The organism is Klebsiella sp. C283, from assembly GCF_048822555.1.
GTDB lineage: Bacteria > Pseudomonadota > Gammaproteobacteria > Enterobacterales > Enterobacteriaceae > Klebsiella > Klebsiella quasipneumoniae.
The window spans coordinates 242,408-268,064 of record NZ_JBMEZS010000007.1 but is presented as its reverse complement, the minus strand read 5'-3'; the positions used below and the strand labels follow the sequence as shown (position 1 = coordinate 268,064).

Annotated in this window: 22 protein-coding genes; 11 read left to right on the top strand and 11 right to left on the bottom strand. The window is 57.1% G+C overall.

The features are described from left to right. Positions 1 to 3: 3 nt before the first annotated feature. The gene (locus tag ACOI7Z_RS15755) at positions 4 to 810 is read left to right on the top strand and encodes a DUF2950 family protein (RefSeq protein WP_032453849.1); all 807 of its coding nucleotides are present in this window, start codon (positions 4 to 6) and stop codon (positions 808 to 810) included. A gap of 44 nt (positions 811 to 854) precedes the next feature. On the opposite strand, the gene ACOI7Z_RS15750 is transcribed toward ACOI7Z_RS15755, so the two are convergent. The 5 genes from ACOI7Z_RS15750 to pdhR form a co-directional block, all read right to left on the bottom strand. Next, entirely contained in the window at positions 855 to 1,139 is a 285-nt protein-coding gene (locus ACOI7Z_RS15750) for a hypothetical protein (RefSeq protein ID WP_023291998.1), read from the bottom strand. A 164-nt stretch (positions 1,140 to 1,303) separates the two neighbouring features. Then, a complete protein-coding gene (gene lpdA, locus ACOI7Z_RS15745; protein ID WP_002888731.1) occupies positions 1,304 to 2,728 on the bottom strand; it encodes a dihydrolipoyl dehydrogenase in 1,425 nt (474 codons plus the stop codon). Positions 2,729 to 2,934: 206 nt separating this feature from the next. Further along, the gene (gene aceF, locus ACOI7Z_RS15740; RefSeq protein ID WP_087849888.1) at positions 2,935 to 4,833 is read right to left on the bottom strand and encodes a pyruvate dehydrogenase complex dihydrolipoyllysine-residue acetyltransferase; all 1,899 of its coding nucleotides are present in this window, start codon (positions 4,831 to 4,833) and stop codon (positions 2,935 to 2,937) included. Positions 4,834 to 4,847: 14 nt separating this feature from the next. Continuing rightward, positions 4,848 to 7,511: a pyruvate dehydrogenase (acetyl-transferring), homodimeric type gene (gene aceE, locus ACOI7Z_RS15735; RefSeq protein WP_087849887.1), complete on the bottom strand. Its 2,664-nt coding sequence runs from the start codon at positions 7,509 to 7,511 to the stop codon at positions 4,848 to 4,850. Between the two features lie 137 nt (positions 7,512 to 7,648). Further along, positions 7,649 to 8,428, bottom strand: a complete 780-nt coding sequence (gene pdhR / locus ACOI7Z_RS15730; protein ID WP_002888699.1) for a pyruvate dehydrogenase complex transcriptional repressor PdhR — start codon at positions 8,426 to 8,428, stop codon at positions 7,649 to 7,651. Positions 8,429 to 9,072: 644 nt separating this feature from the next. Here pdhR and aroP point away from each other — a divergent pair. From aroP to ACOI7Z_RS15715, 3 genes are all read left to right on the top strand, one after another. Beyond that, positions 9,073 to 10,443: an aromatic amino acid transporter AroP gene (aroP, locus tag ACOI7Z_RS15725; protein WP_023291995.1), complete on the top strand. Its 1,371-nt coding sequence runs from the start codon at positions 9,073 to 9,075 to the stop codon at positions 10,441 to 10,443. Positions 10,444 to 10,626: 183 nt separating this feature from the next. Continuing rightward, a complete protein-coding gene (locus tag ACOI7Z_RS15720) occupies positions 10,627 to 12,033 on the top strand; it encodes a glycoside-pentoside-hexuronide (GPH):cation symporter (RefSeq protein WP_017901173.1) in 1,407 nt (468 codons plus the stop codon). Continuing rightward, positions 12,033 to 12,983, top strand: coding sequence for a family 43 glycosylhydrolase (locus ACOI7Z_RS15715; RefSeq protein WP_087849886.1), 951 nt, complete (start codon positions 12,033 to 12,035; stop codon positions 12,981 to 12,983). The genes ACOI7Z_RS15720 and ACOI7Z_RS15715 overlap by 1 nt, the downstream gene beginning before the upstream one ends. A 221-nt stretch (positions 12,984 to 13,204) precedes the next feature. On the opposite strand, the gene ampE is transcribed toward ACOI7Z_RS15715, so the two are convergent. Further along, positions 13,205 to 14,059, bottom strand: a complete 855-nt coding sequence (ampE, locus tag ACOI7Z_RS15710) for a beta-lactamase regulator AmpE (protein WP_032453846.1) — start codon at positions 14,057 to 14,059, stop codon at positions 13,205 to 13,207. After that, the gene (gene ampD / locus ACOI7Z_RS15705) at positions 14,056 to 14,619 is read right to left on the bottom strand and encodes a 1,6-anhydro-N-acetylmuramyl-L-alanine amidase AmpD (RefSeq protein WP_023291992.1); all 564 of its coding nucleotides are present in this window, start codon (positions 14,617 to 14,619) and stop codon (positions 14,056 to 14,058) included. The genes ampE and ampD overlap by 4 nt, the downstream gene beginning before the upstream one ends. A gap of 133 nt (positions 14,620 to 14,752) precedes the next feature. On the opposite strand from ampD, the gene nadC reads away from it, so the two are divergent. The 4 genes from nadC (at position 14,753) to hofC (ending at position 18,850) form a co-directional block, all read left to right on the top strand. Next, complete coding sequence (nadC, locus tag ACOI7Z_RS15700) at positions 14,753 to 15,646, top strand: carboxylating nicotinate-nucleotide diphosphorylase (protein WP_023291991.1); 894 nt, start codon at positions 14,753 to 14,755, stop codon at positions 15,644 to 15,646. 181 nt (positions 15,647 to 15,827) lie between these two features. Then, positions 15,828 to 16,259 (top strand): prepilin peptidase-dependent pilin, encoded by a 432-nt coding sequence (gene ppdD / locus ACOI7Z_RS15695; RefSeq protein WP_004204358.1) that lies wholly within the window; start codon positions 15,828 to 15,830, stop codon positions 16,257 to 16,259. A gap of 10 nt (positions 16,260 to 16,269) precedes the next feature. Further along, complete coding sequence (gene gspE / locus ACOI7Z_RS15690; protein WP_023291990.1) at positions 16,270 to 17,655, top strand: type II secretion system protein GspE; 1,386 nt, start codon at positions 16,270 to 16,272, stop codon at positions 17,653 to 17,655. Next, positions 17,645 to 18,850, top strand: a complete 1,206-nt coding sequence (hofC, locus tag ACOI7Z_RS15685; RefSeq protein WP_087849885.1) for a protein transport protein HofC — start codon at positions 17,645 to 17,647, stop codon at positions 18,848 to 18,850. Before gspE ends, hofC begins: the two co-directional genes overlap by 11 nt. Positions 18,851 to 18,886: 36 nt before the next feature. Here the strand turns inward: hofC and ACOI7Z_RS15680 are convergent, their stop codons facing one another. Further along, on the bottom strand, positions 18,887 to 19,930 hold the full coding sequence (locus ACOI7Z_RS15680) for a GMP reductase (protein WP_420702355.1): 1,044 nt from the start codon (positions 19,928 to 19,930) through the stop codon (positions 18,887 to 18,889). 344 nt (positions 19,931 to 20,274) lie between these two features. On the opposite strand from ACOI7Z_RS15680, the gene coaE reads away from it, so the two are divergent. The 3 genes from coaE to yacG are packed head-to-tail and all read left to right on the top strand — an operon-like array spanning position 20,275 to position 21,842. Continuing rightward, the gene (coaE, locus tag ACOI7Z_RS15675) at positions 20,275 to 20,895 is read left to right on the top strand and encodes a dephospho-CoA kinase (RefSeq protein ID WP_032453842.1); all 621 of its coding nucleotides are present in this window, start codon (positions 20,275 to 20,277) and stop codon (positions 20,893 to 20,895) included. Then, positions 20,895 to 21,638 carry a cell division protein ZapD gene (gene zapD, locus ACOI7Z_RS15670; RefSeq protein ID WP_017901182.1) on the top strand — a complete coding sequence of 248 codons (744 nt, stop codon included), beginning with the start codon at positions 20,895 to 20,897 and terminating at the stop codon, positions 21,636 to 21,638. The genes coaE and zapD overlap by 1 nt, the downstream gene beginning before the upstream one ends. A gap of 9 nt (positions 21,639 to 21,647) precedes the next feature. Further along, the gene (gene yacG, locus ACOI7Z_RS15665) at positions 21,648 to 21,842 is read left to right on the top strand and encodes a DNA gyrase inhibitor YacG (protein WP_004204348.1); all 195 of its coding nucleotides are present in this window, start codon (positions 21,648 to 21,650) and stop codon (positions 21,840 to 21,842) included. Between the two features lie 52 nt (positions 21,843 to 21,894). Here yacG and mutT read toward each other — a convergent pair whose 3' ends face one another. From mutT to secM, 3 genes are all read right to left on the bottom strand, one after another. Next, complete coding sequence (gene mutT, locus ACOI7Z_RS15660; protein WP_004204347.1) at positions 21,895 to 22,287, bottom strand: 8-oxo-dGTP diphosphatase MutT; 393 nt, start codon at positions 22,285 to 22,287, stop codon at positions 21,895 to 21,897. Between the two features lie 57 nt (positions 22,288 to 22,344). Continuing rightward, positions 22,345 to 25,050 carry a preprotein translocase subunit SecA gene (secA, locus tag ACOI7Z_RS15655; RefSeq protein ID WP_023291985.1) on the bottom strand — a complete coding sequence of 902 codons (2,706 nt, stop codon included), beginning with the start codon at positions 25,048 to 25,050 and terminating at the stop codon, positions 22,345 to 22,347. Positions 25,051 to 25,112: 62 nt separating this feature from the next. After that, positions 25,113 to 25,610, bottom strand: a complete 498-nt coding sequence (secM, locus tag ACOI7Z_RS15650) for a secA translation cis-regulator SecM (RefSeq protein ID WP_196531386.1) — start codon at positions 25,608 to 25,610, stop codon at positions 25,113 to 25,115. Positions 25,611 to 25,657: the final 47 nt, after the last annotated feature.

Sequence of the window (25,657 nt, the reverse complement as noted above, 5' to 3'; positions counted from 1 at the left end):
AGAATGAGAAACCCATTACCTATTGCCCTGTTCACGTTAATGCTGTCACCGCTTGCCGCCTTCGCCCAGCAGCAATATGCCACCCCCGAGCAGGCCGCGAGCGCGCTGGCCGAGGCGATCGGCCAGCAAAATGACGCGGCGCTGAGCGAGGTGCTTGGCGATAACTGGCAGCATTTTTTACCCCCCGACGGGATCGACCCCACTGCCGTCGACCGCTTCCAGCGCGACTGGCAGGTGAAACATGTGATTGTGCAGCAGGGTGATAACGCCTGGCTCGACGTTGGTAGCGAAGCATGGCGCCTGCCCGTCCCCATCGTCAAATCATCCCAGGGCTGGCGCTTTGATATGGCCGCTGGCGAAGAGGAGATCCTCACCCGCGCTATCGGCCGTAATGAACTGTCGGCAATAGCCGCCATGCACGCCTACGTTGACGCCCAGCAGGATTACTATCAACTGAACCACCGCTGGGCGCAGAAAATCATCAGTAGCGAAGGCAAAAAAGATGGTCTGTACTGGCCCACCTCGCCGGGCGAAGCGCCAAGTCCGCTTGGGCCCGCCTTTAGCCCGACGGTACCCGGCAGCGGCTACCATGGCTACCGCTTCCGCATTATCACCGGTAGAGATGAGCAGAGCGTCGCCTTGCTGGCGTGGCCGGTGGCGTGGGGGGAAACCGGCGTGATGAGCTTTATGATCGATCAGCACGATACGGTTTATCAGGCCAATCTCGGTGAAGAGAGCGCGGCAAAGGCCCAGGCGATAACGCGCTTTGCCCCCGACGCTGACGCCGGCTGGCAGGTAGTCAATCCATAAAAAAACGCCCGGTTACGAATACGCAACCGGGCGTTTTCATTCACTTAGCCCTGGTGGGGCATCAGAGACGGATCGCCGGCAAAGGCTGGTTTCGTACTGGACAATGCCGCTTCGTCAGCGCTGATGCTGCCGGAATTCGCCGCCCATACCCCTTCACTGGTCTTCGTCACCTGCTGATGCTGGGCATTCAGATCCTGGCCCATCGCCGCGATATGGGTCGTTTCCGTGCCGCCGCTGTTATCCGCCCACGGAATCGTGGCGTCAGCCGCGCAGGCTACACCGGATAAGCACGTTGCTGCGACCAGCGCAGTGGTTAAAAAGCGTTTCATCACACACCTCATCGATATCGTTAACCGACTATAAGTTTACTGAGTGACTATTTACAAAGTATGTATGAGGTGTAGCGGTTTATGAATAGCGACACAGTTCTAAACATCAGGCATAAAAAAAGCGGCTCCGGGAGCCGCTTATGCTTTTTGCCTGAAAGAAAAAGTTACTTTTTCTTCGCTTTGGCGTTCGGCAGGTCGGTGATGCTGCCTTCGAAGACTTCTGCCGCCAGGCCAACAGACTCGTGCAGAGTCGGGTGAGCGTGGATAGTCAGCGCGATGTCTTCAGCGTCGCAGCCCATTTCGATAGCCAGACCGATCTCACCCAGCAGCTCGCCGCCGTTGGTGCCGACAATCGCGCCGCCGATAACACGGTGGGTCTCTTTGTCGAAGATCAGTTTGGTCATACCGTCTGCGCAGTCGGAAGCGATAGCGCGGCCGGAAGCCGCCCACGGGAAGGTGGCGGTTTCGTAGCTGATGCCTTTCTCTTTCGCTTCTTTCTCAGTCAGGCCGACCCATGCCACTTCTGGCTCGGTGTAGGCGATAGACGGGATCACTTTCGGATCGAAGTAGTGTTTCAGGCCGGAGATAACTTCAGCGGCAACGTGACCTTCGTGGACGCCTTTGTGCGCCAGCATCGGCTGACCGACGATATCGCCGATAGCAAAGATGTGCGGCACGTTGGTGCGCATTTGTTTGTCAACGCGGATGAAGCCACGATCGTCCACTTCCACGCCCGCTTTGCCTGCGTCGAGGTTTTTGCCGTTCGGTACGCGACCGATAGCCACCAGTACGGCGTCGTAACGCTGTGCTTCCGCCGGCGCTTTTTTGCCTTCCATGGAAACGTAAATACCGTCTTCTTTCGCTTCAACAGCAGTCACTTTGGTTTCCAGCATCAGGTTGAATTTCTTGCTGATGCGTTTAGTGAAGACTTTCACCACGTCTTTATCGGCCGCCGGGATAACCTGGTCGAACATTTCAACCACGTCAATCTCTGAACCCAGCGCATGGTATACGGTACCCATTTCCAGACCGATGATACCGCCGCCCATGACCAGCATGCGTTTCGGTACGGATTTCAGCTCCAGGGCGTCGGTGGAGTCCCATACGCGCGGATCTTCATGCGGGATAAATGGCAGTTGAATCGGACGGGAACCCGCCGCGATGATGGCGTTGTCGAAGTTGATCACGGTTTTGCCGTTTTCGCCTTCCACTTCCAGGGTGTTAGCGCCGGTGAATTTACCCAGACCGTTAACCACCTTCACTTTACGCCCTTTGGCCATGCCAGCCAGACCACCGGTCAGCTGAGTGATGACTTTTTCTTTCCAGGTGCGGATCTTGTCAATATCAGTTTTCGGTTCGCCGAAAACGATGCCGTGTTCGGCCAGCGCTTTCGCTTCTTCGATAACTTTTGCCACGTGCAGCAGCGCTTTAGAAGGGATACAACCCACGTTCAGGCACACCCCACCGAGGGTGCTGTAACGTTCTACGATGACGGTTTCCAGACCTAAATCAGCGCAACGGAAAGCTGCAGAGTAGCCTGCAGGACCTGCCCCAAGTACCACGACCTGAGTTTTGATTTCAGTACTCATCATGACCTCTGTAATTTATATCCGGCGGGTCTGACGCTATTATTCTTACGCCCAAGTCCACCGGGACGTTCTATCCGCGTGTATTTTACAAAATTGTTAACAATTTTTAAACAACAAACGGCAAACGATTTTGTCCTTTGTTGCTGATAATCCCAAACAGCCTGAGGTTATCAGAAAAAAGCCGGCCGTCAGGCCGGCTTTTTCGATTACATCACCAGGCGGCGAATGTCGCTCAGGGTGTTGTTGATGATGGTAATGAAGCGGGCACCATCAGCACCGTCGATCACGCGGTGGTCGAAGGACAGAGAGATCGGCAGCATCAGACGCGGCACGAACTCTTTACCATTCCATACCGGCTCCATCGCGGACTTAGACACGCCGAGGATGGCCACTTCCGGCGCGTTAACAATCGGCGCGAAGTGGGTCGTACCCAGGCCGCCGATGCTGGAGATGGTGAAGCAACCGCCCTGCATTTCGCCCGCCGTCAGTTTGCCATCGCGCGCTTTCTTCGAGATGGTGGTCAGCTCACGAGACAGCTCGGTGATGCTCTTCTTGTTCACGTCTTTAAAGACCGGAACCACCAGACCGTTCGGGGTATCAACCGCCACACCGATGTTGATGTATTTCTTCAGCGTCAGGCGCTGACCATCTTCGGAGAGCGAGCTGTTGAAGCGCGGCATCTGCTCGAGCGCAGCGGCCACGGCTTTCATGATGAAGACAACCGGGGTGAATTTCACGTCCAGCTTACGCTTCTCAGCTTCGGCGTTCTGCTGCTTACGGAACGCTTCCAGATCGGTGATATCGGTTTTATCGAAGTGGGTAACGTGCGGGATCATGACCCAGTTACGGCTCAGGTTAGCACCAGAGATTTTCTGGATACGGCCCAGCTCCACTTCTTCGATTTCGCCGAACTTGCTGAAGTCAACCTTCGGCCATGGCAGCATGCCCGGGATACCGCCGCCAGCGGCAGCCGCCGGTGCGGATTCAGCGCGTTTAACGGCTTCTTTCACGTAGGCCTGAACGTCTTCGCGCAGGATACGACCTTTACGGCCGGTGCCTTTCACTTTCGCCAGGTTAACGCCGAACTCGCGCGCCAGGCGGCGAATCAGCGGAGTCGCGTGAACGTAAGCATCGTTTTCAGCGAATTCGGTTTTGCCTTCTGCTTTCGCAGCCGGCGCCGCGGCAGGCTTAGCGGCCTGAGCCGGTGCAGCAGCCGGTGCCGGTGCAGCAGCCTGAGCCGGAGCGGCGGCAGGCGCAGCGCCCTCCACTTCGAAGACCATGATCAGGGAGCCGGTTTTGACTTTATCGCCGGTGCTGATTTTGATCTCTTTGACGGTGCCCGCGAACGGCGCCGGCACTTCCATAGACGCTTTGTCGCCTTCGACGGTGATCAGGGACTGCTCTGCAGCCACTTTATCGCCGACTTTCACCATCACTTCGGTGACTTCAACTTCGTCGCCGCCGATATCCGGGACGTTAACGTCTTTCGCGCCGGCAGCAGCAGCCGGTGCCGCGGCAGCCGGAGCGGCAGCCTGTGCCGGAGCGGCCGCAGGCGCAGCGCCCGCGACTTCGAAGATCATGATCAGGGAGCCGGTGGACACTTTATCGCCGGTGTTGATTTTGATCTCTTTCACGATACCCGCGAACGGCGCTGGCACTTCCATAGAGGCCTTATCGCCTTCTACGGTGATCAGGGATTGCTCAGCGGCGATGGTGTCGCCCACTTTAACCATGATCTCGGTGACTTCAACTTCATCGCCGCCGATATCCGGGACGTGCACTTCTTTCGCTGCCGCGGCGGCGGCTGGCGCAGCAGCGGCCGGAGCGGCTTCTTTCTTCTCTTCCTGCGCAGGTGCAGCGGCTGCTGCACCCTCGGCGGAATCGAAAATCATAATCAGTTTGCCAGTCTCGGTTTTGTCGCCGACGGAGACTTTAATCTCTTTCACGACGCCAGCCTGCGGAGACGGGACTTCCATAGAGGCTTTATCGCCTTCTACGGTGATCAGCGACTGTTCAGCTTCTACTTTGTCGCCAACTTTGACCAGGATCTCGGTGATTTCAACTTCATCAGCCCCGATGTCCGGTACTTTGATTTCGATAGCCATTATTCTTTTACCTCTTACGCCAGACGCGGGTTAACTTTTTCTGCATCGATGTCGAATTTCGCGATCGCGTCAGCGACCACTTTCTTATCGATTTCACCACGTTTAGCCAGTTCGCCCAGCGCTGCAACGACCACATAGGAAGCATCAACTTCGAAGTGGTGACGCAGGTTTTCACGGCTGTCGGAACGACCGAAGCCATCGGTACCCAGTACGCGGTAATCGTCAGCCGGTACGTAAGTACGAACCTGCTCGGCGAACAGTTTCATATAGTCAGTGGATGCCACAGCCGGAGCGTCGTTCATCACCTGAGCGATGTACGGCACGCGCGGGGTTTCCAGCGGGTGCAGCATGTTCCAGCGTTCGCAATCCTGGCCATCACGCGCCAGTTCGGTGAAGGAGGTGACGCTGTACACGTCAGAGCCCACGCAGTAGTCTTTCGCCAGGATCTGCGCTGCTTCACGGACGTGACGCAGGATAGAACCGGAGCCCAGCAGCTGAACTTTACCTTTGCTACCTTCGATGGTTTCGAGTTTGTAGATACCTTTACGGATACCTTCCTCGGCGCCTTCCGGCATCGCCGGCATGTGGTAGTTTTCGTTCAGGGTCGTGATGTAGTAGTAAACGTTCTCTTGTTTCTCACCGTACATACGCTCCAGGCCGTCATGCATGATGACCGCCACTTCGTAGGCGTAGGACGGATCGTAAGAGATACAGTTCGGGATAGTCAGAGACTGAATATGGCTGTGGCCATCTTCGTGCTGCAGACCTTCGCCGTTCAGCGTCGTACGACCGGAAGTACCACCGATCAGGAAGCCGCGAGCCTGCTGGTCGCCTGCCTGCCAGCACAGGTCGCCGATACGCTGGAACCCGAACATCGAGTAGTAGATGTAGAACGGGATCATCGGCAGGTTGTTGGTGCTGTAAGAGGTCGCCGCAGCCAGCCAGGATGCGCCTGCGCCCAGCTCGTTGATCCCTTCCTGCAGGATCTGGCCTTTTTCGTCTTCTTTGTAGTAAGCAACCTGCTCACGGTCCTGCGGGGTGTACTGCTGACCGTTCGGGCTGTAGATACCGATCTGACGGAACAGACCTTCCATACCGAAAGTACGCGCTTCGTCGGCGATGATCGGCACGAGGCGGTCTTTGATGGATTTGTTCTTCAGCATCACGTTCAGGGCACGAACGAACGCGATAGTGGTAGAGATCTCTTTATTCTGCTCTTCCAGCAGCGGGCGGAAATCTTCCAGCGTCGGCAGCTCCAGCTTCTCAGTGAAGTTCGGCTGACGGCTCGGCAGATAGCCGTGCAGTTTCTGACGCTGAGCGTGCAGATAGGTGTGCTCTTCGGAACCTTCCGGGAAGGTTACGTACGGCAGTTTTTCCAGATCGGCATCGGCAACCGGCACGTTGAAACGATCGCGGACGTAGCGAACGCCGTCCATGTTCATTTTCTTAACCTGGTGAGCGATGTTCTTACCTTCAGCAGTATCACCCATGCCGTAACCTTTGATGGTATGGGCGAGGATGACGGTCGCTTTGCCTTTGGTTTCCTGCGCTTTCTTCAGTGCAGCGTAAACTTTCTTCGGATCGTGGCCGCCGCGGTTCAGAGCCCAAATCTGCTCGTCAGTCCAGTCGGCAACCAGCGCGGCGGTCTCCGGATATTTACCGAAGAAGTGCTCGCGCACATAAGCGCCGTCTTTGGATTTGAAGGTCTGGTAGTCACCGTCAACGGTTTCTTCCATCAGCTGAATCAGCTTACCGCTGGTGTCTTTACGCAGCAGCTCATCCCAACGACCGCCCCAGATAACCTTGATAACGTTCCAGCCAGCGCCCGCGAAGATGCCTTCCAGTTCGTTAATGATTTTGCCGTTACCGGTGACCGGGCCATCAAGACGCTGCAGGTTACAGTTGATAACGAAGACCAGGTTGTCCAGCTTCTCACGGGTCGCGATGGTGATCGCGCCTTTAGATTCCGGCTCGTCCATCTCACCGTCGCCCAGGAACGCGTAAACGGTTTGTTTGGAGGTGTCTTTCAGACCACGGTGTTCCAGATATTTCAGGAATTTAGCCTGATAAATCGCCCCGATTGGGCCCAGGCCCATAGAAACGGTCGGGAACTGCCAGAATTCCGGCATCAGTTTCGGGTGCGGATAAGAGGACAGACCTTTACCGTGAACTTCCTGACGGAAGTTGTTCATCTGCTCTTCAGTCAGACGACCTTCCAGGAAAGCACGCGCATAAACGCCCGGAGAGATGTGACCCTGGAAGTACACCAGGTCGCCGCCATCCTGCTCATTGCGTGCGCGGAAGAAGTGGTTGAAGCACACTTCGTAGAAGGTTGCGGAAGACTGGAAAGAAGCCATATGGCCGCCCAGTTCGAGATCTTTTTTCGATGCGCGCAGAACGGTCATGATGGCGTTCCAGCGGATCGCAGAACGGATACGACGTTCCAGATCCAGATTACCCGGATATTCCGGTTCATCTTCAACGGCAATAGTGTTTACGTAACCGCCGGTCGATGCGCCAGCAGCCACTTTCACCCCGCCTTTGCGGGCTTCAGAAAGGAGTTGGTCAATAAGATACTGAGCGCGCTCAACACCTTCTTCACGGATGACCGATTCGATCGCCTGTAGCCAGTCGCGAGTTTCGATCGGATCCACGTCATTTGGTAAACGTTCTGACATGGGGGGTATTCCTTATCTATCTAATCGTTGATTAATCTGGAACCTGTCCCATTGAACTCTTCGTTCTTCACCTTTGAACAACCAAAAATTCAATAAGACAGGTTCTGCGTTTAGTTGCCGCGCTCTAAAAATGGCGCTTAAGAACCGGAGTTCTCGTCCTTTCGTTGCTGTAAACGACGCAGCGAGCGTTCTCTACGACTCTGCTCACGGCTACGGTCCAGCAAAATTTCCTCAATGAACGCCAGGTGACGGTGCGACGCCTCACGCGCCTGCTCCGGCTCCCCGGCCATTATCGCCTCGAAAATGCGAGTGCGATGGTTGCTGACCAACGGGAGCATTTCCCGGCGGGCATACAGCAATTCAAAGTTCTGACGCACGTTTTGCGCCAGCATCGGCTCCATACACCTTAGCAGATGGAGCAAAACCACATTGTGTGCCGCCTCGGTGACGGCGATTTGGTACTGGACGACGGCGCCGGACTCGGCGTCCAGATCGCCCGACTGCTGAGCCCGCTCAATAGCCTGATGCAGCTCGCGGATACGGTCGCGATCTTCATCATTGCTGCGCAGCGCCGCGTAATAAGCCGCAATGCCTTCCAGCGCGTGACGGGTCTCAAGCAGATCGAATTGGGATTCAGGGTGATCGGACAGCAGCTCGACCAGCGGATCGCTGAAGCTCTGCCACAGGCGGCTCTGTACAAACGTTCCACCTCCCTGACGACGAAGCAACAGGCCCTTGGCTTCGAGGCGTTGAATCGCCTCACGCAGCGAGGGGCGGGAAACGTCGAACTGTTTAGCCAGTTCGCGTTCAGGCGGGAGTTTTTCACCGGGGCGCAAGGTCCCCTCAAGGATCAGAAACTCCAGCTGCTGCTCTATCACATCGGATAATTTTGGTTGGCGGATTTTGCTGTAGGCCATATTCCCTGTCTCTGCCATTAGCCCGGAGTCAATTGGTCTTACCAATTTAAAGTTCGTAGCGCTAAAGTAACAAAGTATTCACCTTCTGTCCATACAGGTTTTGATTGAAATCAGTAAACCACGGACATTTTAACAACCTTACAGAAATAACATTTCAGAAATGTAACCTTGCACAAATGTTACGTTTACTCATAAAGAGGTAGCATTAACTTAATGGAAACGAAAAATTACGCTATCTGAACCGATTCAACGACCAGATAAGTGAATATAAAAGCAGTAAATACGAATAAATAACCAAATGAGAACAATGCGTCGGAATAATACTGAATGTGTCTATTGATGTCTTTTTAAACACATGGTCATCATCCCTTCATAAAGCAGGTGCATTCAAACGCGCTTACCACTATTCTCCCTGAGACGAAAGGCCCTTTTCTGAATTACTGCACCGCCTTCCGTAAACAAAACAATACAGAAACGGAAGTCGAAAAATACACAAACACAACAATATGTGCGCGCCATCACTCAGGTAAAAAGTGGGCCACTTCGCCCAAATTTTCGCTGGCTATGCTTTCTGGCAGGGACAGCAGTGAAGCAGCAACCTGACGGATGACGTACACAAAAAATAACCACACACGAGGTTTCATATGGAAGGTCAACAGCACGGCGATCGGCTGAAGCGCGGCCTCAAAAACCGCCATATCCAGCTCATCGCGCTGGGCGGGGCTATCGGCACCGGCCTGTTTCTGGGGAGCGCGTCCGTCATTCAGTCCGCCGGCCCGGGTATCATTCTTGGTTACGCGATTGCCGGTTTTATCGCCTTTCTGATCATGCGTCAGCTGGGCGAAATGGTGGTGGAAGAGCCGGTAGCCGGTTCGTTTAGCCACTTTGCTTATAAATACTGGGGCGGCTTTGCCGGCTTCGCCTCCGGCTGGAACTACTGGGTGCTGTATGTCCTGGTGGCAATGGCGGAACTGACCGCCGTCGGCAAATATATCCAGTTCTGGTGGCCGGAAATCCCGACCTGGGCCTCAGCGGCGGTTTTCTTCATCGCCATCAACGCCATTAACCTGACCAACGTGAAAGTGTTCGGTGAAATGGAGTTCTGGTTTGCCATTATCAAAGTGGTCGCCGTCGTGGCGATGATTTTGTTCGGCGGCTGGCTGCTGTTCAGCGGCAACGGCGGCCCGCAGGCGACGGTACGTAACCTGTGGGATCAAGGCGGGTTCCTGCCGCACGGCTTTACCGGGCTGGTGATGATGATGGCGATCATTATGTTCTCCTTCGGCGGTCTCGAGCTGGTGGGTATCACCGCGGCGGAAGCGGATAACCCGGAGCAAAGCATTCCGAAAGCCACCAACCAGGTTATCTACCGTATCCTGATCTTCTATGTTGGTTCGCTGGCGGTCCTGCTCTCGCTGCTGCCGTGGACGCGCGTGACCGCGGACACCAGTCCGTTCGTCCTGATTTTCCATGAGCTTGGCGATACGCTGGTGGCAAACGCCCTCAACGTGGTGGTGCTGACGGCGGCCCTGTCGGTGTATAACAGCTGCGTCTACTGCAACAGCCGTATGCTGTTCGGCCTTGCCCAGCAGGGGAACGCGCCGAAAGCGCTGCTCAGCGTCGACAAACGCGGCGTGCCGGTCAATACCATTCTCGTCTCCGCCGTGGTCACCGCCCTGTGTGTGCTGATCAACTACCTGGCGCCGGAATCCGCATTTGGCCTGCTGATGGCGCTGGTGGTCTCCGCCCTGGTGATCAACTGGGCGATGATCAGCCTCGCGCATATCAAATTCCGTCGCGCCAAACAGCAGCAGGGCGTCACCACCCGCTTCCCCGCCCTCTTCTACCCGCTGGGTAACTGGGTGTGCCTGCTGTTTATGGCCGCGGTGCTGATCATTATGCTGATGACCCCGGGGATGGCGATTTCCGTTTGGCTGATCCCTGTATGGATCGCAGTGCTGGGCGTGGGTTATCTGTTTAAACAGAAAGCCGCCGCCACCGTAAAAGCACAATAATACATCTCATCAATAATTCTCTTTGCTCTGCGCCCTCCCTTAATAACGGGCGCAGAGCATTGTTATCTGCTTCACACTTTCCCTTCCATAGCTTATTTATCCATATCGTCAACGCGTTCCTGCAACGTAATTCTCTCGATAGCAGCCAATAATTCTCTCCATACTGCAACGGAGAGACCGCACATGGCAGACAATAGACTTTCAATAAAAGAAAAGATTGGTTATGGGATGGGGGATGCCGGATGCAATATCATCTTTGGCGCCATCATGCTGTTTGTTAACTATTTTTATACCGATATCTTCGGCCTGGCGCCGGCGCTGGTGGGCGTACTGCTGCTGTCGGTGCGCGTCATCGATGCGGTGACCGACCCGATCATGGGCGCCCTCGCCGACCGCACCCGCAGTAAATATGGTCGCTTTCGTCCATGGCTGCTGTGGATTGCCTTCCCCTACGCCCTGTTCAGCGTGCTGATGTTCACCACTCCTGAGTGGACCTATAACAGCAAAGTCATCTATGCGTTTGTTACCTACTTTCTGCTGTCGATTACCTATACCGCGATTAATATACCCTACTGCTCGCTGGGAACGGTGATGACCGCCGACCCGAAAGAACGTGTTGCCTGCCAGTCCTATCGTTTCGTGATGGTGGGTATCGCCACGCTGCTGCTGTCATTGACGCTGCTGCCCATGGCCGACTGGTTCGGCGGCGCCGATAAAGCGAAAGGCTATCAGATGGCGATGACCGTGCTGGCCTTTATCGGCATGTGTATGTTCCTGTTCTGCTTCGCCACCGTGCGCGAACGCATCCACCCGGCGGTGCAGACCAATGATGAACTGAAAAAAGATCTCAAAGACGTGTGGAAAAATGACCAGTGGGTACGCATCCTGCTGCTCACGCTATGCAACGTCTGTCCGGGCTTTATCCGCATGGCCGCCACTATGTACTACGTCACCTGGGTGATGGGGCAAAGCACCCATTTTGCCACGCTGTTTATCAGCCTCGGCGTGGTCGGGATGATGATTGGCAGCATGCTGGCAAAAGTCCTCACCGACCGCTGGTGCAAACTGCAGGTCTTCTTCTGGACCAACATCGTGCTGGCGATCTTCTCCTGCGCCTTCTATTTCTTTAACCCGCACGCCACCACGCTGATTATGGTGCTCTACTTCCTGCTCAATATCCTGCATCAGATCCCCTCCCCGCTGCACTGGTCGCTGATGTCCGATGTTGACGACTACGGCGAGTGGAAAACCGGCAAGCGCATCACCGGTATTAGCTTCTCCGGCAATCTGTTTTTCCTTAAAGTCGGCCTGGCGGTCGCCGGGGCGATGGTCGGATTCCTGCTGTCATGGTACGGCTACGACGCCGGCGCCAAAGCGCAAAGCGCCTCGGCCCTCAACGGCATCGTGCTGCTGTTCTCGGTCATCCCCGGCGTCGGCTACCTGATCACCGCCGGCGTGGTGCGCCTGCTTAAAGTTGACCGCACCCTGATGCGCCAGATTCAGAGCGATTTAGAGAAGCGCCGCAGCAACTACAGCGAGCTGAATGAATACCAGGAACTGAAAACCAGTGAACACGTAAGGAAAGCCTGATGAACAACTGGCCAAACCCCTTTATTGAGCAGCGCGCAGATCCCTTTATTCTGCGCCACCTGAATCATTACTACTTTATTGCCTCAGTGCCGGAATACGACCGGCTGGAGATCCGGCGCGCGGCAACCCTTGAGGGGTTGCGCGATGCTGAGCCGGTAGTGGTGTGGCGCGCACCGCAAAGCGGGCCGATGAGCCAGCTGATTTGGGCGCCGGAGCTACATGAGATAGACGGTAAGTGGTATATCTATTTTGCCGCCACCCATACCCACGATCTGGATGCGCTGGGCATGTTCCAGCATCGCATGTTCGTTATCGAGTGCGCCGACAGCGATCCGCTGACCGGCCGCTGGCAGGAAAAAGGCCAGGTGGAGACGCCTTTCGATACCTTCGCCCTCGATGCCACCACCTTTATCCATCAGGGCAAACGCTGGTACCTGTGGGCGCAAAAATCTCCGCATATCGCGGGCAACTCAAACCTGTATCTCGCTGAAATGGCCAACCCGTGGACGCTAAAAGGCGAGCCGGTCATGCTGAGCAAGCCGGAGTTCGACTGGGAGTGCCGGGGATTTAAGGTTAATGAAGGACCCGCGGTGCTGGTGCATGGCGATAAGCTTTTCATCAGCTATTCCGCCAGCGCCACCGATGAAAACTACTGCATGGGATTGCTCTGGATCGACCGGGAGGCCGATCCGCTGCAGCCGGAAAACTGGCATAAAGCCTCGCAGCCAGTGTTCCGGACCAGCTATGAAAACCGCCAGTATGGCCCGGGCCATAACAGTTTTACCCAAACGCCGGCGGGAGAAGATGTGCTGGTATATCACGCGCGGAATTACACCGAGATTGAAGGCGACCCGCTGTATGATCCCAATCGTCATACGCGGCTAAAACTCGTCGCCTGGAGAGAGGACGGCATGCCCGACTTCGGCATCCCGCCGGCGGATACGCTGTAGCGGTTCGGTATGCTGCCCGCGGGCGCGGGTTTTCCTGGCCGGGTCAGGCGAAGCCGCCCCCCCGGCAACATGACAAGCGCGGCGTCAGATATAGCGCCCGGCGGCGCTATTGCTTGCCGGCCTGCGTGGTGTGAGCCCCAGGCCGGATAAGCGCAGCGCCATCCGGCAATCAAAGCCCCGCAGGTGGGGTATCCTGACAGATAGAGTACGGGCGCAGGCCGTTACACCAGGGTGCCGTAAATCGTCAGCAGCGCCATGATCACCACCACCACCAGCGAGGTTTTCTTGGCCATCGACACCGCGGCCTTTGGGGTCGCCACTTTATCCACGTGCGGTTCACGGGCCAGGGAATACTGCGCCAGGCGGGTCAATACCTGATACTGCGACGAATGGCGGTCGCCTAACGATGCAAACCACGCCGGAAGCGCTTTCTCTCCATGCCCCACCAGGGCATAGACAACCCCCACCAGACGCACCGGCAGCCAGTCGACAATATGCAGGATACCATCGATTCCAGACTGCAAACGGTGATGCGGCGTCTGGTAGCGCGCCAGCCACGTCTGCCAGGCACGCAGAACGCAATAAGCGATAAGCGTCAGCGGCCCCCACGCCCCACCCACCACAAACCAAAAGAGTGGCGCCAGGTAGTAACGATAGTTAATCCATAACAGCGCATTTTGCAGTTCGCTAAGGTACTCGCGCTCATCACAGCCCGGCGGGACGCCATGGATCAACGTCAGCTCGCTGGCCATCGCATCGCAGGCGCGGCTGTCATTGCGCGACGCCGCTTTCAGATAGGCATGATAGTGCAGCCGAACCTTGCCGGCGCCGATGCACAGCAGACCCAGCAAGATCCAGAACACCAGCAGCGGTACGTTGAACAGCTGCCCCTGCAGCAAGCGCTGAATGAGGTAGACCACCGCGACGGCGACCAGGGTCATCAGCAGCGTTCCCGGCAACGAAAAATGTTTTATCCGGCGGAACACCACCTCCAGCCGATGATCAAGCTGCCAGTGTTCGCCCAGTTTAAACAGGCGTTCAGCGATAAGCACCAGCAGCGTAGTAAACAGCGTCATGAGGTCTCCTTTTCTGACGGCGCGCTGAGCAGCGCACGAAATTTTTTCCAGTCAAAGGCCGGTCCCGGGTCTGTCTTGCGCACGGGCGCGATATCGCTATGGCCCGTGATGTTTGTGGCGATGGCAGGATAAATCGTGATAAGCAGATCCGTCACCGCCGCCAGCTGCTGGTACTGCGCATCGGTATACGCCAGGGTATCCGTGCCTTCCAGCTCTATGCCGATGGAAAAGTCATTGCAGCGTTCGCGCCCCTGATAGCAGGAGACCCCCGCATGCCACGCACGCTTATCGAAAGGCACATACTGCACGATTTCACCATCACGCCGAATCAGACAATGCGCCGAAACGCGCAGATGAGCGATCTCGGCAAAGAAAGGATGCGCGTGCGGATCCAGGGTGCCGGTGAACAGCGCGTCAATCCATGGACCACCAAATTCACCTGGTGGCAGGCTAATGTTATGCACTACCAGTAAGGAAGGGGCTTCTTCATCCGGACGGCAGTCATGGTGCGGCGAGGGAACCCGACGCGCGCCGACCAGCCATCCCTCGTTCAACTGCATGCGGGATCTCCTTTCGCGAACTCATGCTTCCGGGCCACACGCCGGCCCAAAGGATGAAGTGTGTATGGTACTGAAACGTCGTTCAGGTTAGCATGTTTCCCACTTCTGAATCTTATCTATCTGGAGCTTTATCATGTCGCCTCGTCGTTACAACCCCGACCGCCGCCGTGACGTGCTGCTGGAACGAATTAATCTCGATATTACCGATGCTGTCGCACACTCCCTGCGGGAAGATTTGGGCGGCGAAGTCGACGCCAGCAACGATATTAGCGCACAATTATTGCCGCAGGATGCACGCTCGCATGCGGTGGTCATTACCCGCGAAGATGGCGTCTTCTGTGGTAAACGCTGGGTGGAAGAGGTCTTCATTCAGCTCGCCGGTGACGACGTGACGATCACCTGGCACGTCGCCGATGGCGACGCGGTCAAAGCCGATCAACCCCTGTTCGAGCTGGAAGGCCCATCGCGCATTCTGCTCACTGGCGAACGTACGGCGCTGAACTTTGTGCAAACCCTCTCCGGCGTCGCCAGCGTCGTCCGCCGCTATGTCGACCTGCTGGCCGGCACCAAAACCCAACTCCTGGATACGCGTAAAACGCTGCCAGGGCTGCGTACCGCGCTGAAATACGCGGTTCTCTGCGGCGGCGGCGCCAACCATCGTCTGGGGCTGTTCGACGCTTTCCTGATTAAAGAAAACCACATCATCGCCTCCGGCTCGATCCGTCAGGCGGTGGAGAAGGCGTTCTGGCTGCATCCTGATGTGCCGGTGGAAGTGGAAGTGGAAACGCTGGATGAGCTGGAGCAGGCGTTAAAAGCCGGGGCCGATATCATTATGCTCGATAACTTCACCACCGACCTGATGCGCGAGGCGGTGAAAATCACCGCTGGCCAGGCGGCGCTGGAGGTCTCCGGCAACGTCACCTTTGACACTATCCGCGAATTTGCCGAGACCGGGGTCGACTATATCTCCGTCGGGGCCCTGACCAAACATGTGCAGGCGCTCGACCTGTCGATGCGTTTCCGCTGAGGATTTGGCCTTCACGCTTCCGGGCGTGAAGGCCTGAATTTGCGACCCGACTCGCAGTCGCTCTTGCTCGCCATGCAATACCGGTAAAAACCCTGGAACCCGGTTTCCCGGATCGTTTTCGTCTCCTCGCCTGCCCCCCAGAATCCCGTCACAGTGCTCCTGTCACAACAAGGAGCGACTTATGGATAAACAACGAGGTTTTACCCTGATTGAACTGATGGTGGTCATCGGCATCATCGCCATTCTCAGCGCCATCGGCATCCCGGCCTACCAGAACTACCTGCGTAAAGCCGCCCTCACCGACCTGCTGCAGACCTTTGTCCCCTACCGGACGGCAATCGAACTTTGCGCGCTCGATCATGGCGGCCTGACGACATGCGACGGCGGCAGCAATGGCATCCCCTCGCCAACAACCACGCGCTACCTCTCCGCCATGAGCGTGGCCAAAGGCGTCGTTACCCTCACCGGCCAGGAAAGTCTCAACGGACTGGGCGTCACCCTGACCCCGACCTGGGATAACGCCGAAGGCGTCACCGGCTGGCAGCGGGTCTGCACTATCACCGACAACAGCGCACTTCAGCAGGCCTGCGAAGACGTCTTCCGGGTGAAGTGAGGGCGACAACATGAAAACAGAACAGCTGATCCCTCTCTGTCGTCGCCATCACGCCCTGCTGCTACACAGCGATGAGCAGACGATATCCATTGCGGTGGTCGATACCCCACCGACGGAGCTAATGGAGGCGCTGCGTTTCGCGACGCAAAAACGGATCGATATTGAATGCTGGAGCCAGGAGCAGATGGATAAGCGCCTGCAAGTCCAGGAAAAGCAGGCGCTGCTGGCGCAAAATGCAGGGCCGGAAAACATCGCCGAGCGGGTCAACCAGATCCTCGAGCAGGCCCTGCGTCAGCGGGCGTCCGATATTCATATCGAGCCCACGGAAGCGCACTTAAGGATCCGCCTGCGTGTCGATGGCGTGCTACACGCGCTGCCGCTGCTGGCGCCCGAGCTGGCCGCGCCGGTTATCGCACGACTCAAGGTGATGGCCAATCTCGATATCGCCGAGCATCGTTTGCCGCAGGATGGTCAGTTCGCGCTGAACCTCGCCGGACGGCCGCTCTCCTTTCGCATCGCCACCCTGCCCTGCCGCTATGGCGAGAAAATTGTCCTGCGCCTTCTGCATCAGGTTGACCAGGCGCTGGATCTGGAGGCTCTCGGCCTCTCATCCTCTCAGCTGGCGGCCTTTCGCCAGGCCCTGAATCAGCCGCAGGGGCTGCTGCTGGTCACTGGCCCAACCGGAAGCGGGAAAACGGTGACCCTCTACAGCGCCCTGCAGGCCCGAAACCGAGAGCAAGTGAACATCTGTAGCGTCGAGGATCCTCTGGAGATCCCTATCGCCGGGATGAACCAGACGCAAATCAATCCGCGCGCCGGGCTGACCTTTCACAGCGTCCTGCGCGCCCTGTTACGCCAGGACCCGGATATTGTGATGGTGGGTGAAATCCGCGATGCCGAAACCGCTGAAATCGCGCTGAAAGCCGCTCAAACGGGCCATCTGGTGCTCTCAACCCTGCACACCAATTCCACCAGCGAAACCCTCACTCGCCTGCAGCAAATGGGCATCGCCCGCTGGATGATCTCTTCTGCGCTCTCGCTGGTTATCGCCCAGCGTCTGGTCCGCAAGCTTTGCCCCCACTGCCGGCGCAATGCCGGCAGCGCCGCCGACCTGCCGCACAGTCTGTGGCCCCGCCCGCTACCGCGCTGGCAGGCAGCAGGCTGCGAAAACTGTTATCACGGGTATCATGGCCGTCTGGCGCTGTTCGAGGTCTTGCCTGTCACCCCGGGGCTACGTCAGGGGATAGTCCAGGGACTCAACGCCCTTGAGATCGAATCTCTGGCGCGAGCCGCGGGCATGATGACGCTCTTTGAAAGCGGATGTCAGGCTATCGAACAGGGGTTGACGAGCCTCGAAGAGGTGGTGCGGGTGCTGGGGATCCCCCATGGCGACTAAGCGTCTCTGGCGCTGGCGAGGCGTCGATGCACAAGGCGCTCCTTGTCAGGGGATGCTATGGCAAGCCTGTCGTCCGGAGGTGCTGCATCACCTCCAGCAGCAGCGCATCATGCCGCTGGCTATACGCCGCTGTTCGGTGAAGCAAAGCCTGTGGCACCCGCGCTACAGCAGCGAAACCATCCGCCAGTTGGCAACCCTGCTGCAGGCCGGGCTACCGCTGGCGGAAGGGCTATCGCTGTTGGCGCAGCAGCAACCGCATGCGCAGTGGCAGGCGCTGCTTGAGGCGCTGGGCCGCGAACTGGCCCAGGGCGTAGCCTTCTCTGCCGCACTGGCGCAGTGGCCGCAGGCTTTTCCGCCACTGTATCTGGCGATGATTAGCACCGGCGAACTGACGGGCAAGCTCGATATTTGCTGCCAGCAGCTGGCCAAGCAGCAGCAGGAGCAGCAGCGGCTTGCCGGCAAGGTCAAAAAGGCGCTGCGCTACCCGCTAATCGTGCTCACTCTGGCGTTGCTGGTGGTGCTTGGAATGCTCTATTTTGTCCTTCCCGAATTCACCGCCATCTACCAGACGTTCAATACGCCGCTGCCGTTGTTGACGCGAATGGTTATTGCGGCAGGCGACATGCTGAGCCGCGGCTGGCCGTTGCTGTTGGCCTTTCTGCTGAGCCCGCTGCTGCTCAACCAGCTGGTCCGGCAGCGCGCCGACTGGCTGCTGCGTCGCCAGCAGCTGCTTAACGCGCTCCCTCTCGTCGGCCCCCTGATCGGCGGCCAACAGCTGAGCCTGATATTCACCGTTCTGGCGTTAACCCAAAGCGCTGGTATCAGCTTTCTGCAGGGGCTGCAAAGCGTTGAAGAGACCCTGTCGTGCCCGCTGTGGCGCCAGCGCCTGGCGCAGGCCCGCGCGCTGATCGTTCAGGGGGATCCGATCTGGCAGGCGTTAAGCCGCTGCGGCGGATTTACACCGCTGTGTCTGCAGCTCATCCGTACGGGGGAAAGCGCGGGGGCGCTGGATCAGATGCTGGAAAACCTGGCGCATCATCATCGTGAGCAGACCCATCAGCGAGCCGACAGTCTGGCTGCGCATCTGGAACCCCTGATGCTGGTAATAACCGGCTCGCTGGTTGGGATCCTGGTGGTGGCGATGTATTTGCCCGTTTTTCACCTGGGCGATGCCATTGGCGGGGCGGGAGGATGAGAAACGCTGGCACCGCGCAGGTGCCAGCGCAGCCGGTTACAGGCTGTTGAATACCCGGTTCTCTTGTTCCTGAACGCGGATAAAGGTGGTGCGTTTGGTCAGCTCTTTCAGTCGCGAGGCGCCAACGTAGGTGCAGGCTGAACGCAGGCCGCCGAGAATGTCGCGCGCGGTATTGTCCACCGGGCCACGCAGCGGCAGCTTCACGGTTTTCCCTTCCGCCGCGCGGTATTTCGCGACACCGCCTACATGGCGGGTCATCGCCGACTCGGAGCTCATACCGTAAAACAGCATAAATTTTTCACCGTTCTCTTCAACCACAGTACCGCCGCTCTCTTCGTGGCCCGCCAGCATACCGCCGAGCATCACGAAATCAGCGCCGCCGCCGAAGGCTTTCGCCACATCGCCCGGCATGGTGCAACCGCCATCGCTGATGATCTGGCCGCCAAGGCCGTGTGCGGCATCAGCACACTCGATCACGGCGGAGAGCTGCGGGTAGCCGACCCCGCTTTTGACACGGGTGGTGCAAACGGACCCCGGGCCAATGCCAACTTTGACGATATCGGCGCCGGAGAGGATCAGCTCTTCGCACATTTCACCGGTGACCACGTTCCCGGCGATAATGGTTTTTTGCGGCCAGGCTTCGCGCGCCTTCGCCACAAACTGAACGAAGTGTTCAGAGTAGCCATTGGCGACGTCAATGCACACAAAATTCAACTGTGGGTTCTCAGAGAGGATCTGTTGCGTTTTATCGAAATCCGCGTCGGAAGTACCGGTGGAAACCATCACATGCTTGAGAACGTCTGCGGATACGCTCTGGACAAACGCCTGCCATTCTTCTGCGGTGTAGTGCTTGTGTACTGCGGTCAGAATGCCAAAAGTGGCCAGCGCTTTCGCCATGCTGAAGGTGCCGACGGTATCCATGTTTGCCGCAATAATCGGCACGCCGGACCAGGTCAGGCCTGAATGTTTAAAGGTGAATTCACGTTCCAGCTCAACATCAGAACGGCTTTTGAGGGTAGAGCGTTTCGGGCGGATAAGAACGTCTTTGAAACCAAGCTTCAGATCTTCTTCAATACGCATGTGCGAATTCCTGGGGTTAATGGCATTAATGTGAGAGCACAACTCCAGTGACGTTATCATACGCACGAATCAGGCCCGCGCAAGACTGCGATTTTCACTTTTTTTACGCTACAATCGTATAAATTTACCTGGTGAATGGAGAAAAAAGCGCTTATGTCTCCACCCGCCAGCGTATTATTTTTAACCATTTGATTTGCTTGATTAAAATAAACAGAATAGCGGACGGCGCTCCCGGTTGGCACGGGGCCATCACGACAAGATCGCTGTCGCCTCTCCGGCATACTGCCCGTCCTCGCTGTCTGAATACCAAAAAATACGAGCAATCCGTTTCAGGGTCAGAAGATATGGGGTACACAGTCGCGTTAACAGGCGGGATTGGCAGCGGTAAAAGTACGGTTGCCGACGCCTTCGCGCAGCTCGGGATTAACGTTATCGATGCCGATGTTATCGCCCGCCAGGTAGTCGAACCCGGCACCCCGGCGCTCCAGGCCATTGCCGGCCACTTCGGGCCACAGATGATTGCTCCCGACGGCACGCTAAACCGCCGTCTGCTGCGGGAAAAAATTTTTGCTCAGGTGGAGGAAAAAGCCTGGCTCAACGCGCTGTTGCATCCGCTAATTCAGCAGGAAACGCGCCGCCAGATGCAGGCCGCCACCTCCCCTTATCTCCTCTGGGTCGTACCTTTGCTGGTCGAAAACCGCCTGTCCAGCCAGGCCGATCGCGTCCTGGTCGTCGATGTGCCAAAAGAGACGCAAATCGAACGCACCATGCTGCGCGATAAGGTCAGCCGCGAACATGCTGAACATATTCTTGCCGCCCAGGCCACGCGCGAGCAGCGCCTGGCCGTCGCGGACGATGTTATTGAAAACACTGGCACGCCGGATGCAGTGGCATCGGATGTTGCCCGCCTGCACGAAAAGTACTTAACGCTGGCATCGCAGGCCGCCTCACAGGAAAACTCGTAATGCATACCCCCGTTCTGTTTGAACATCCTCTTAATGAGAAAATGCGCACCTGGCTGCGCATCGAATTTCTGATCCAGCAGATGGCTTTCCATCCGATGATTGCCAGCCATGCCGATGCGCTCCATTTTTTCCGTAACGCCGGCGATCTGCTGGATGTCCTGGAGCGCGGCGAGGTGCGTACCGATCTGGTCAAAGAGCTGGAGCGCCAGCAGCGTAAGCTCCAGTCCTGGGCAGAAGTGCCGGGAGTCGATCAGGAGCGCATTAACGCGCTGCGCCAGCAGCTCAAGCAGTCTTCCAGCACCCTGATGGCCGCGCCGCGCATTGGTCAGTTTCTGCGTGAAGATCGCCTGATTGCGCTAGTGCGTCAGCGTCTGAGTATCCCTGGAGGCTGCTGCAGCTTCGATTTACCGACCCTGCATATCTGGCTCCATATGCCGCAGGCGCATCGTGACGAGCAGGTGGCCAGTTGGCTTGCCAGCCTCGATCCTTTGGTCCAGTCCCTGAGCCTGATCCTCGATCTGATCCGTAACTCCGGGCAGTTTCGCAAACAGACCAGCCTCAATGGCTTTTATCAGGATAATGGCGAAGATGCCGATCTGCTGCGCCTGCGTCTCGATCTGGCCCACCAGCTTTATCCGCAGATCTCCGGCCATAAGAGCCGTTTCGCCATCCGCTTCCTGCCGCTGGACAGTGAGTATGGGATCGTGCCGGAGCGCTTTGATTTTGAACTGGCCTGCTGTTAAGGAGATAACATGTCAGAAGAGACCATCGTCAATTGTCCGACCTGCGGCAAAAATGTGGTTTGGGGCGAACAAAGCCCCTATCGTCCGTTCTGCAGCAAGCGCTGCCAGCTGATCGATTTGGGAGAATGGGCAGCAGAGGAGAAGCGCATCCCCAGCGCGGGCGATCTCTCCGATAGCGATGACTGGAGCGAACAGCAGCCCTGATTTGACGGCACGCTAACCCAACGCCTGTTGGGTTAGTCTCCCGACCCGGGGCTCAGCCCTGGGCGATAAGTTTGCGGATAACCGGTTCATTAGCCGGGGGAAACGCCGCCGGATCCAGCGCCTGCCGCGCCATCCACTGTCCCGGCTGCCCTTCTTTGCCCCAGGGCTCGCCTTCCCAGCTTTCCACGAGGAAAAACCACAGCGTAATGTGGCGATCGGGGAACTGATACTCCAGCTTATCAAATAGTGAAAACGTGGTGACCGTAATCCCCACCTCTTCCTGTAGCTCGCGGATCAATGCCTGCTCTGGCGTTTCAGCAGATTCAATCTTCCCGCCCGGGAACTCCAGTTTATTCGCCATATGGGCATCGGCGGCGCGCTGGGTAATAAAGATGTCGCCTTCTGGATTGCGAATTATCCCTACGGCGATTTGCAGTTTTTTCATTGAATCAGCTCCATAAAAAAGGCGCAGAACTCTGCGCCTTTGTTTTTTTATCAGCCCTTAGCTCAGACGGCCATGGCACTGTTTGTATTTTTTACCGGAACCGCACGGGCAGGGATCGTTACGCCCCACTTTACGTTCGCCGGTTTGCGCCGCCAGATCCTGTGCAGCGGCTTCATCATCGCTCTGATGGCTGAGCTGCTGCATCTGCGCCAGGCGCTCGGCCTCTTCACGACGCTGCTGCTCCATCGCCTCGACTTCTTCCGGCATCCGCACCTGCACTTTGCTCAGGGTGCTGATCACTTCATACTTCAGTGACTCCAGCATCGCGGCAAACATAGAGAACGATTCGCGCTTGTACTCCTGCTTCGGATCTTTCTGCGCATAGCCGCGCAGGTGGATACCCTGGCGCAGGTAGTCCATCGCCGCCAGGTGTTCTTTCCACAGCGAATCCAGGGTCTGCAGCATCACGCCTTTCTCGAAGTGGCGCATCATTTCGGCGCCGACCACTTCTTCTTTACGCTGGTAGGTCTCTACCGCGCTCTGCAGAATACGTTCGCGCAGGGTCTCTTCATGCAGCTCCGGCTCTTTATCCAGCCACTCTTTGATTGGCAGGTCGAGGTCGAAGTCGTTTTTCAGACGCTCCTGCAGGCCTTCGATATCCCACATTTCCTCCAGCGACTGCGGCGGAATATGGGCATCGATAGTCGCCTTAAACACGTCTTCGCGGATGCTGTTGATGGTTTCGCTGACGTCAGACACGTCCAGCAGTTCGTTACGCTGGGTGTAAATTGCCCGGCGCTGGTCGTTGGCCACATCATCATATTCCAGCAGCTGCTTACGAATATCGAAGTTACGGCTCTCGACTTTACGCTGTGCGTTGGCGATAGCCTTGGTGACCCACGGGTGCTCAATGGCTTCGCCGGGTTTCATCCCCAGTTTACGCATCATGCCGGATACGCGATCGGAGGCGAAGATACGCATCAGGGCATCTTCCATCGACAGGTAGAAGCGGGAAGAACCGGCATCCCCCTGACGACCGGCACGGCCGCGCAGCTGGTTATCGATACGGCGCGATTCATGACGCTCGGTACCGATGATGTGCAGGCCGCCTGCGGCCAGTACCGCATCGTGGCGCACCTGCCAGTCGGCTTTGATTTGTTCAATCTGCTCAGGCGTTGGGTTTTCCAGCGCCGCGACTTCCGCCTGCCAGCTACCGCCGAGCATAATATCGGTACCACGGCCCGCCATGTTGGTAGCGATGGTCACCGCGGAAGGATAGCCTGCCTGGGCGACGATGTCCGCTTCGCTGGCGTGGAATTTGGCGTTCAGAACGTTGTGCTTAATGCCGGCTTTGGTCAGCTCACGGGAAACCACTTCCGATTTCTCGATCGAGATTGTCCCCACCAACACCGGCTGACCGGCTGCGGTACGGGTTTTAATATCTTCGATAATCGCCTGAATTTTTTCCGCTTCGGTCATATAGACCAGATCCGCCATGTCTTTACGGATCATCGGACGGTTGGTCGGGACGACCACGGTATCCAGCTTGTAGATGGAGCTGAATTCAAAGGCTTCAGTATCGGCGGTACCGGTCATCCCCGCCAGTTTCTCATACAGACGGAAATAGTTCTGGAAGGTGATAGAGGCCAGGGTCTGGTTCTCGTTCTGGATCTCCACGCCCTCTTTGGCCTCAACGGCCTGGTGCAGGCCATCGGACCAGCGGCGGCCCTGCATCGTACGGCCAGTGTGCTCATCAACGATGATAACTTCACCATCTTTAACGATGTAGTCAACGTCGCGGGTGAACAGCGCATGGGCGCGCAGCGCGGCGGTAACGTGGTGCATCAGCATAATGTTGGTCGGGGAGTACAGGGACTCACCTTCATCCATAATGCCTTCCTGTACCAGCAGCTCTTCAATCAGTACCAGACCGCGTTCGGTCAGGTTAACCTGACGCGCTTTTTCATCCACCGAGAAGTGGCCTTCACCGGTGAAGGTGTCCGAATCCTCTTTTTCCTGACGGATCAGGTGTGGAATGATCTTGTTGACCTTGCGGTACATTTCAGAGCTGTCTTCCGCCGGGCCGGAAATGATCAGCGGGGTACGCGCCTCATCGATCAGGATGGAGTCCACCTCATCCACCAGCGCATAGTGCAGTTTACGCTGAACGCGCTCTTCCGGGCTGAAGGCCATGTTGTCGCGCAGGTAATCGAAGCCGTATTCGTTGTTGGTGCCATAGGTGATATCGGCAGCGTAGGCTTCACGCTTCGCCGGCGCCGGCAGGCCGGACATGTTGATGCCAACGGTCATGCCGAGGAATTCGAACAGCGGGCGGTTATTTTCGGCGTCACGCTGGGCCAGATAATCGTTGACGGTCACCACGTGAACGCCTTTGCCGGTCAGCGCGTTGAGGTAGGCCGGCAGGGTCGCGGTCAGGGTTTTACCTTCACCGGTACGCATCTCTGCGATGCAGCGATCGTTAAGCACCATACCGCCCAGCAGCTGGACGTCGAAGTGACGCATGCCGAACACGCGCTTACTGGCTTCGCGAACGACGGCGAAAGCTTCAGGGATCAGGTTTTCCAGCACTTCGCCTTTTTCCAGGCGCGCGCGGAATTCAGCGGTTTTCGCTTTCAGCTCGTCATCAGAGAGTTTTTCCATCGCCGGTTCCATACCGTTGATGATATTGACGACTTTGCGCATACGACGCAGCGTACGGTCGTTACGGCTGCCGAAAACCTTGGTTAACATTTTAATAAGCATAATAAAATCTCAAACGCCCCGCGGTGCGGAGTCACAAAAAATAGGATAGTCCGTGGTTATTTTCAGCTGAGACGTTGAGGCCCTGCGCGGATCCCCGCCACCTGGCTTATCCAGGCGCTGACGCGGAAGGCAGAATATGAGGAAGGGATATACGCCGCCTGGCGGAACACCACCGGCGGCGTGCTGTCCTGCGTCAGCAGCGCGCTGAGCGTGTCGAGCAGCGCCAGATGCTGCGCCTGCAGCGGGGACGCTTCTTCCGCCACCGGCAAGGCCTGCGGCGCCATGGCGAAAGAGAGATGACGAATAACGGTGCGAATGGCGTGCTGATGCCAGTAGTCGACGGTAAAGTTTGGCCGGCGATTCGTCTCCAGCAGCGCCAGCTGGGAGAAATTAACTTTGCTCGGATTATGGTTGCTGGCGGTCGCCTTCGCTGGCGTCGCGGTCTCATGGCCGTTGCTTAGCGCAGGCAGGCCGAGGCTGGCCGCGACCATCCCCAACAGGAGATGCGGCCAAAAATACCGTCTGCCAAACTGTCGCCAGCGCGTCAGCAATCCACTCACGTTCATTACCTTTCTTTGGTATACCCGTTGTCGTTCAGGCTGTCTCT

What these genes read in the sequence shown, in the direction of transcription:
- ACOI7Z_RS15755 (WP_032453849.1), top strand. Translation starts at nt 4, where the DNA reads ATGAGAAACCCATTACCTATTGCCCTGTTCACGTTAATGCTGTCACCG.
- ACOI7Z_RS15750 (WP_023291998.1), bottom strand. Translation starts at nt 1,139, where the DNA reads ATGAAACGCTTTTTAACCACTGCGCTGGTCGCAGCAACGTGCTTATCC.
- lpdA (WP_002888731.1), bottom strand. Translation starts at nt 2,728, where the DNA reads ATGAGTACTGAAATCAAAACTCAGGTCGTGGTACTTGGGGCAGGTCCT.
- aceF (WP_087849888.1), bottom strand. Translation starts at nt 4,833, where the DNA reads ATGGCTATCGAAATCAAAGTACCGGACATCGGGGCTGATGAAGTTGAA.
- aceE (WP_087849887.1), bottom strand. Translation starts at nt 7,511, where the DNA reads ATGTCAGAACGTTTACCAAATGACGTGGATCCGATCGAAACTCGCGAC.
- pdhR (WP_002888699.1), bottom strand. Translation starts at nt 8,428, where the DNA reads ATGGCCTACAGCAAAATCCGCCAACCAAAATTATCCGATGTGATAGAG.
- aroP (WP_023291995.1), top strand. Translation starts at nt 9,073, where the DNA reads ATGGAAGGTCAACAGCACGGCGATCGGCTGAAGCGCGGCCTCAAAAAC.
- ACOI7Z_RS15720 (WP_017901173.1), top strand. Translation starts at nt 10,627, where the DNA reads ATGGCAGACAATAGACTTTCAATAAAAGAAAAGATTGGTTATGGGATG.
- ACOI7Z_RS15715 (WP_087849886.1), top strand. Translation starts at nt 12,033, where the DNA reads ATGAACAACTGGCCAAACCCCTTTATTGAGCAGCGCGCAGATCCCTTT.
- ampE (WP_032453846.1), bottom strand. Translation starts at nt 14,059, where the DNA reads ATGACGCTGTTTACTACGCTGCTGGTGCTTATCGCTGAACGCCTGTTT.
- ampD (WP_023291992.1), bottom strand. Translation starts at nt 14,619, where the DNA reads ATGCAGTTGAACGAGGGATGGCTGGTCGGCGCGCGTCGGGTTCCCTCG.
- nadC (WP_023291991.1), top strand. Translation starts at nt 14,753, where the DNA reads ATGTCGCCTCGTCGTTACAACCCCGACCGCCGCCGTGACGTGCTGCTG.
- ppdD (WP_004204358.1), top strand. Translation starts at nt 15,828, where the DNA reads ATGGATAAACAACGAGGTTTTACCCTGATTGAACTGATGGTGGTCATC.
- gspE (WP_023291990.1), top strand. Translation starts at nt 16,270, where the DNA reads ATGAAAACAGAACAGCTGATCCCTCTCTGTCGTCGCCATCACGCCCTG.
- hofC (WP_087849885.1), top strand. Translation starts at nt 17,645, where the DNA reads ATGGCGACTAAGCGTCTCTGGCGCTGGCGAGGCGTCGATGCACAAGGC.
- ACOI7Z_RS15680 (WP_420702355.1), bottom strand. Translation starts at nt 19,930, where the DNA reads ATGCGTATTGAAGAAGATCTGAAGCTTGGTTTCAAAGACGTTCTTATC.
- coaE (WP_032453842.1), top strand. Translation starts at nt 20,275, where the DNA reads ATGGGGTACACAGTCGCGTTAACAGGCGGGATTGGCAGCGGTAAAAGT.
- zapD (WP_017901182.1), top strand. Translation starts at nt 20,895, where the DNA reads ATGCATACCCCCGTTCTGTTTGAACATCCTCTTAATGAGAAAATGCGC.
- yacG (WP_004204348.1), top strand. Translation starts at nt 21,648, where the DNA reads ATGTCAGAAGAGACCATCGTCAATTGTCCGACCTGCGGCAAAAATGTG.
- mutT (WP_004204347.1), bottom strand. Translation starts at nt 22,287, where the DNA reads ATGAAAAAACTGCAAATCGCCGTAGGGATAATTCGCAATCCAGAAGGC.
- secA (WP_023291985.1), bottom strand. Translation starts at nt 25,050, where the DNA reads ATGCTTATTAAAATGTTAACCAAGGTTTTCGGCAGCCGTAACGACCGT.